Origin of the sequence: Streptomyces sp. NPDC006925 (assembly GCF_042869575.1) — a bacterium.
GTDB lineage: Bacteria > Actinomycetota > Actinomycetes > Streptomycetales > Streptomycetaceae > Streptomyces.
On record NZ_JBIAGB010000048.1, the window covers coordinates 1 to 7,008 of the forward strand.

Below are 7,008 nucleotides of genomic sequence, written 5' to 3' on the forward strand. Positions count from 1 at the left end.
TTATGCGCGCGAGGAGTCCGGGCTTCGGAAGTTCCGATCGGAAGGTGACTGTACGTAGATCACAACGAAAGCGGGCCGCATCCGGGATTGCCCCCCGGACACGGCCCTGACGCTCCGAACGAGAGGCACACGAAGTGATCGTTCAGAACGCTGCCGGAGACGCTACCCGGCAGATGGATGTGTCCGATTCCGTTGGCTGGCTGCTGGAGCAACTTGGCCCGAAAGGCACTGCGGTGCTGCTCGTGCTGGGGTCGCTGCTGCTGTTCAAGATGGTCGGCAAGGACGGCCGGAAGGCGGCCTACCGGGCTGCTGCGCGGGCCGTGCGGACGATGACAAGCACGGTGATCCGCTACGTGGGGATCACGCTGTGGTCGGCCCGGATGCGGCTGCCGATGCGGCTGGCCTACCGGCTCCAGCCGGAGCGCTGGCGTGAGATGACCGAGGCGCGGAAGCTCGTCGGGCTCAAGCGGGGGCGCATTCGCCGTACGCCGATGGGCGTGGACGTGCGGGTCACCCTCGGCGGGTCGCTCACGCTGGAGACGCTCAACGCCCGCGTGAAGGACCTGGAGACCGGGCTGGGCACGCGCCGGGGTGCCATCCGCATCGAGGGCGCGGACAAGGCGAACAAGGCCACCGTGCGGATCACGGTGCGGAACCCGCTGGCGCGGCCGGTGAAGTGGCCGGAGCCGACCGGCCCGGTGTCCATGACCGACGCGGCGTCGCTGTCCATGAACCCCTTCGGGGAGTGGACGGAGATCGACCTCCAGCAGCGCATCCTCATCGTGGGCGCCTCGGGCTCGGGCAAGTCGAGCGTGCAGCGGGTGCTGTCCGCCCCCGTGGTCCTGGCGGCGGACGGTGAGCTGGAGGTCTGGGACCTCAAGCAGGGCACCGAGTCCCAGCACTACGAGGGCAAGGCGGCCGTGCGGATCACCACGGCGGACGAAGCCCGTCAGCGGCTCGACTGGTGGATGGATGTCGAGCTGCCGCGCCGGGCGGACGTGATGCGCCGCCGGGGCACGAGCACGTGGCCGACGTCGCCGGAGAACCCCGACCGGATCGTGATGGTGGACGAGGGCGCCGCGCTCATCCGGGCGCTGAGCGAGGACGAGCTGGCGCGGTTCTTCACCTTCCTGGAACAGGCCCGAGCGTTCGGCGTCTACCTGTGGTGGGCGACGCAGTTCCCCAAGTCGTCCAACCTGCCGACCGAGCTGCGCTCGCAGATGAGCGCCGTGATCGCGCTCAAGATGCGCCGCGCCTCGGAGTCGCGCGTCGTGTTCGAGGACTTGGCCAAGGAGGGCTGGACGCCGCACCGGCTGCCGGGCAAGGGCTGGCTGCTGCTGCTGGACGACGACCACGACGAGCCGGAGGAGACCCGCGCGGTGTGGCTGGACGAGACCGCGTTCCGCCGGATCGCTGCCCCGGCCGCGCCTGCCCCGGCCGCGCCTGCGGCACCGCCGGTGCCGACAGTGCCCCCGATGCCGAGTACGCCACCGCGCATCCCCGCGCAGGCCGAGGCGGATTTCGAGCTGGCGCCGCCGCTCTCGCTCACCAAGGAGCCGGAGCCGGAGCCGGTGCCGGCCGATGTGCCGGTGGCCGACGCGGTTCGCGCTGCGCTGGCCGAGGCGGGAACCGCGGGGACCACGCCCGCGCAGCTCCAGCTCGCGACCGGTCGCGGCAAGAGCCAGGTCTACTCCGCGCTCCAGCAGCTCCAGGACGACGGAGACGCGGTGCGCGTCGGCAAGGGCCGCTACGTGCTGGCCAACACGGAGGCCGGGGAGGTGTCGGCATGAGCCCCGAGACCTGGGAGCGCGCGACGATCGGCGGACTGGTCGTCTTCGCCGCGAGTATGGGCCTGCTGGCCACGGTCGGGATGTTGCTGATCCTCGCGGAGCAGGCGGCCAAGACCGCGCACGCGCTGGCGGCGGCCGGACCGGCCGGGATCGGCGTCACCGTGGCCCTGCGCCGGAAGGGAGGCCGCAAGTGAGCCTCCGGACTGCACTCATCGCAGGAGCGGGCATCGTGGCGGCCGTCGCCATGGCAGCCTCGGCCGCCACGCTCGCCGAGCTGGGCCACGCGGTCGGCTGGGCGGGGTGGCTGCGCTGGGCACTGCCGGTCGCCGTCGACGTCCTGGCGCTCGTCGCCGGAGTCGCCTGGCTCGCGGCCGGAGTCGCCCCGGGCGCCCGCCAGCTCGGGCGCACGCTCACCCTCGTGAGCGTCGCCGTCTCCGTGCTGCTGAACGCGATCGGCCACCTCGTGGCGACCCGGTACATGACCCCCGGCCCGTGGCTGGTGATCGGCGTCTCGGCTGTCCCCCCGCTCGCCGCAGCGCTCGCCGTGCACCTGACGGCAGCCATCACGGCCGAGGCGGACGCGGCCGAGGGGGACACCCCCGCGCCGGAGCGGGACACCGCCCCCGCCGAGGTGGACACCCCGGTGTCCCCCACCCCCCGTCCGGCGGCGGTGCCGGCGCCGGTAGAACCGCAGGTCATCTGCGGGGGACACCTCCAAATCCCGACTGTCCCCCCGCGCCCCCGACTCGGCACCGAGGCGGCCCGCGCCGCCATCGAGCAAGCGTGGCGGGACGGCCTGAGCATCCGGGAGGCGGCCCGGGTGTCCACCCGCGCAGCCAGCCAGGTGCAGCGGGTGTACGCACGACTCGACACCGAGGCACCGCGCCCCATCGAGGGACAGACCGAGATCGCACTGGGGGACGCCGCGTGACCTACCGACCATCGGCACCGACCACCGACTCCCCCGCCCCCTGGCTCCCGATCACCAGCCGACCGCAGGAGACGACCATGACCGACCGCTGTGCCTTCCTCGTGCTCCGCACCGACGACCCCGACCCCGACCGCCAGAGCCTCCGCTCCGGCACCACCCCCACCGCCCCGGACCCCCGGGCCATCGCAGAGGAGATCGCCCAGGAGACGCGACTGGCCCGCGACTACTGGGGGCCGATGACCGTGGGCATCTGGTCGGCCGACACCGACCCCACCCCCGCGCAAGCCCTCCGCGACGGGATGCCGGACGGCGCCACGACCTACACGTTCGGAGAGGTCACCCACCGCCGGGAGCGCTGCCCCGCCGCCCACACCGAGGACCCGACCCCCTGCGACGGACCGCCCGTCGTGACCGTCCTCGACCGCCAGGGCGCCGGGGCGGACGGATGCGCCCACCACGGCGCCCGACTCCTGGCGTCCCTCGACGGCGGCAGGGTCTACCCCCTGCCGGACGCCCCGGACGGCGCCGCCATCGAGGTCTTCACGGCGGCCGACAGCACCCGGCCGTTCCCCTGGTACGAGCACGCTCCGCGTACTCAGCCGGAGGCCCTGAGCCGCGAGGAGAATCGCGAGAGGGGCGACCGGTGACCACCCCCGAGGACATGTCGCACGCGATGCTGCTCGCGATCCTCATGCACCACGGCGGCTCGCTGGAGCTCCCGGCCGCCGCGTTCGAGCCGGACGCCATCGGCGGCCGTGACGGCGCCTTCCACGCGGTCGCGTTGGAGCCGCAGGACGGCGGCACGGTACGGATCGCAGTCCGCCCCCGGCCGGACGGAGACACCGGCGGCATCACGCACGAACCCTGACGAAACGCCAGCAGCCCCGCCGAGTGAGGCGGGGCTGCTGCGGCCTGTGATCACGGGGTGACAGGATCACCCCCAGAAATGAGCAACGGCCCAGAGTTCGCACCTCCGGGCCGTCCGCTCCCGCATCTCGCCGAAACCGAGACGGAGAACGTTGCTCGTGACGAGCGTACCCACCACCGCCGACGCGGTACCAGCGCGCGGCCCGCGCTGCCACTGCGGCGCCACGATCACCCACACCCCGGGCAAGCGCCCCAAGGTGTACTGCTCGCCCCGCTGCCGGATGGCTGCCAAGCGCGCCATCGCGCGGGGCGCTGCGCTGCCCACCACGACCGCTGAGGCGCGACCCGCTGAGGCAAAAGCGAACAGGCGCCTTGGTACTACCGGAGAAACTACAACCCGCGCAGGTCAGAGCCCTGTACCGGCGGCCGGGGAAGCAAAAGCGGACACGACCGGAACCCGGTCCCGCGACGGTCGATGGACCCTCCGGGAAGGGCTCCAGCGGGTCACGGCCGACAAGGGCCTGAAGGGGTGCGGCCGGTCGGCCATCGCGGGCGGCGTCGGCGTCGTCCTCAACGGCCAGACCGCCCACCTGTCCGGCGTCGCCACCTGCGGGAAGATCCACCTCTGCCCGGTCTGCTCGGCCAAGATCCGGGCGGCCCGCTCCGAGGAGATCGACACCGTGACCGGCGCCTGGCAGGCGGCCGGGCATGGGCTCGCGATGATGACTCTCACCCTGCGGCACTACCGCCGGATGCCGCTGGGCACGACCCGCAAGCGGGAGCGGGGCGGGCTGGTCGGCGTCCAGCACGACGCATGGATCACCGCGTTCGGCGCCCGTGCCGGGAAGATGTGGCAGCGGCTCCAGACCGAACACGGGATCGTCGGCTACGTCCGCGTGTGGGAGTGCACCGTCGGCCCGGACCACGGATGGCACCCGCACTTTCACGTCCTGCTGTTCACCTCCCGCCCGTGGACCCGGGACCGGGCCGACGCCTTCGAGGCGGCGGCCCGCGCCCGTTGGGTCCGCTCGGTGGAGCGGGCGGGCGGCTACCGGCCGAACGACCGGGGAGTGAAGGTGGACGTGCCCCGGCCGGAAGACGCCCAGCAGTTCAGCCGCTACCTGTTCAAGAACCAGGACGGGAAGGCCCGGTTCGAGAAGTGGACGCCCGGTGCCGAGCTGGCCCGCGCGGACCTGAAGACCGGCCGCCGGGCCGCGCGCATGCCGTTCGAGGTGGCGGAAGGTGCGGCGGCCGGGCTCGCTGACGACGTGCCGCTGTGGCACGAGTACGAGTACGCCGCGCACGGCATCCGGGCGGCGTACTGGTCGAACGGTTTGCGGGCACTGCTGGCCGAGCTGGTGGAGCTGGACGACCGGACGGATGAGGAGATCGCGGCCGAGGAGATCGGGGGCGACGGCGTCGCGCTCATCCCCGCCGAGACCTGGCACAGCCATGTCGTGCGCCACCGTGGCCGGTCGCTCGACCTGATCCGCGCGGCTGAATCCGGCGGCGTCCCGGCGGTCCGCGCCCTCGTTGCCGAGTGGGGGCTGGTGTGGGGCCGTGACGTGCTCCCCGCGCCGGACCCGGACGACGACCAGACCGCGTAACTGCACGTTACGTACCAACTTGCTCCGACTCCGGAGGCTCAGGGGGTGCCCCAGCAGGGGCACCCCCTTTGTCCATCCCCCCGGAACGATCACCCCGGACTTCCCCGCGGGGAGGTCCGAGCGGTGCCTCCCGGATCGGCCGGCACCGCCCGGAAATCCGGTGCGCAGTCGGGTGCGCAGTGGTGCGCACTCCAGCTCAGCGCAGCGACCGCCGAGGGCGGCGGACGGGAGGCGAGCGGGAGATCAGGTCACCTGATCGGCTAGCTTGCTCCGCCCGGTACGGCCGTGCGCGCGGCGAGAGCCGGGACCCCCGGGGGGTCGAAATTCACGCGTCAGACGCGTCATCCCAGGTCGCAACGCGGCAGCGACGCGTCACGCCGTGACGTGCTGCCGCGTCGTGTCCCGCGTCGTGACGCGTGCCTGCCGCGTGCCTGACGTGCTGTGCCGCGTGGCGGACGCGTCGGTGACGGGTCGCGGAGTGCAAGAGGTGTGCTGGCTCCTGCGGGTCGTGATGCATGGGTGTGCTCGATGACGGCGTGCTCCTGGTGCTCGTCGTCGTGCTGCAGCTCGTCGGCGTACGTCATCTCGGAGACGTACGGCGGGTGTCGGTGACGTGCTCGGGATGGCGGCCGGGATCGTCGTCCTGGTGCTCGTCGCCGGGCGCCTGCCGGTTCGGCCGGCGCCCGGTGCGAATCCGGTGTGCAGCCGCGCGACCAAACGGCAGCCACGGCGGTGGGTGGGCGGTATGCGGTACGGCCCGCACCGCGACGGTGCCGCACCGACGCGGAGCGACCACGACGGGCTGAGCCACTGCGCGGCAGCAGATGCGCCCCCTCAGCCACGGCCGGTCGTTCCGGTCTGCTCACGCGCCCGTCATCCGTGACGGAGGCAGTACGGCGGCCGAGTGCCACGGCGGAGTACCTGCGCCATCGCGGACGGTCCGCCCCCCACCCCTCCCCCGTAGCCCGCCTCGTTGAGGTGCGTTCGCACGAGAGCCGCACTCGGCGGAGCACGGCGCATTTACGCATCCTGGCGATGCCGCCCTACGGCCGGGCGGCAGTTGACCGCCGAGAGAGGCCACCACGGCGCCTCTCGCGCCCGACTGACGGACGGTCGGGCTGATAGGCGCGGGACGGACCCCGGACCGCTCAGGCAGGCGCACAGCGAATCCGGGGTGGATTCGGCGTGCGGGGTTGCGCGCAGGAACGTACATGCCTCAGTCTGATGCGACCGCGCCGGATGGATGTCCGGCCGATACAGGAGGAGTTGCGGTGAATCGGGAGGAAGCGGAGCGGGCGCTGGAGTCTCCAGCCCGGAAGCGCGTGGAGGCCAAGGAGCGTCTGCGCCTCGCGGACGCGGAGTTGAAGCCGTTCGTGAAGCAGGCGCGGCAGGCTGGCGTGCCGATTCGCCGGATCGCGTACATGACTGGGCTGTCGCAGAACACGATTTCGCTCTGGGAGCGGGACTGACAGACCGGATACACCGACCACAACGGACAAGAGGGAGCACACCATGACGCGCTATGACGACACCGACGACCGCCCGACCCTGCTGGACGTCACCCCTGACGGTCGGGAGATCAGGGTCGGTGACCCGAGTCCGACGCTCCTGGACGAGACCCCGTCCGGGAAGAAGATCTACATGTCGGACGAGTCGAAGAACTGACCGCGTGTGACGGTCCGGTCGGAACTTCCGGCGGTCCCTCGCGTGCGCGCGCATTATGCGCGCGAGGAGTCCGGGCTTCGGAAGTTCCGATCGGAAGGTGACTGTACGTAGATCACAACGAAAGCGGGCCGCATCCGGGATTGCCCCC

Annotated in this window: 8 protein-coding genes; all 8 read left to right on the top strand. The window is 72.2% G+C overall.

Going from position 1 to position 7,008, the window contains the following annotated elements:
* Nucleotides 1-179 precede the first annotated feature (179 nt).
* The gene (locus tag ACFYNS_RS31730; protein ID WP_388606344.1) at nucleotides 180-1,790 is read left to right on the top strand and encodes an FtsK/SpoIIIE domain-containing protein; all 1,611 of its coding nucleotides are present in this window, start codon (nucleotides 180-182) and stop codon (nucleotides 1,788-1,790) included.
* Entirely contained in the window at nucleotides 1,787-1,984 is a 198-nt protein-coding gene (locus tag ACFYNS_RS31735) for a hypothetical protein (protein ID WP_388606346.1), read from the top strand. The genes ACFYNS_RS31730 and ACFYNS_RS31735 overlap by 4 nt, the downstream gene beginning before the upstream one ends.
* Nucleotides 1,981-2,721 (top strand): DUF2637 domain-containing protein, encoded by a 741-nt coding sequence (locus ACFYNS_RS31740; RefSeq protein ID WP_388606348.1) that lies wholly within the window; start codon nucleotides 1,981-1,983, stop codon nucleotides 2,719-2,721. Before ACFYNS_RS31735 ends, ACFYNS_RS31740 begins: the two co-directional genes overlap by 4 nt.
* Nucleotides 2,718-3,368, top strand: a complete 651-nt coding sequence (locus tag ACFYNS_RS31745; protein WP_388606350.1) for a hypothetical protein — start codon at nucleotides 2,718-2,720, stop codon at nucleotides 3,366-3,368. Before ACFYNS_RS31740 ends, ACFYNS_RS31745 begins: the two co-directional genes overlap by 4 nt.
* Nucleotides 3,365-3,589, top strand: a complete 225-nt coding sequence (locus ACFYNS_RS31750) for a pRL2-19 (protein WP_388606352.1) — start codon at nucleotides 3,365-3,367, stop codon at nucleotides 3,587-3,589. The genes ACFYNS_RS31745 and ACFYNS_RS31750 overlap by 4 nt, the downstream gene beginning before the upstream one ends.
* Before the next feature lie 157 nt (nucleotides 3,590-3,746).
* Nucleotides 3,747-5,195: a protein rep gene (locus ACFYNS_RS31755; RefSeq protein ID WP_388606354.1), complete on the top strand. Its 1,449-nt coding sequence runs from the start codon at nucleotides 3,747-3,749 to the stop codon at nucleotides 5,193-5,195.
* Between the two features lie 1,271 nt (nucleotides 5,196-6,466).
* On the top strand, nucleotides 6,467-6,664 hold the full coding sequence (locus ACFYNS_RS31760) for a hypothetical protein (RefSeq protein ID WP_388606355.1): 198 nt from the start codon (nucleotides 6,467-6,469) through the stop codon (nucleotides 6,662-6,664).
* 43 nt (nucleotides 6,665-6,707) lie between these two features.
* Nucleotides 6,708-6,860, top strand: coding sequence for a hypothetical protein (locus ACFYNS_RS31765; RefSeq protein ID WP_388606357.1), 153 nt, complete (start codon nucleotides 6,708-6,710; stop codon nucleotides 6,858-6,860).
* Nucleotides 6,861-7,008 lie beyond the last annotated feature (148 nt).

Excerpts from the sequence above, each read along its gene's own strand:
- ACFYNS_RS31735 (WP_388606346.1), top strand. The coding sequence starts at position 1,787 with ATGAGCCCCGAGACCTGGGAGCGCGCGACGATCGGCGGACTGGTCGTC.
- ACFYNS_RS31765 (WP_388606357.1), top strand. The coding sequence starts at position 6,708 with ATGACGCGCTATGACGACACCGACGACCGCCCGACCCTGCTGGACGTC.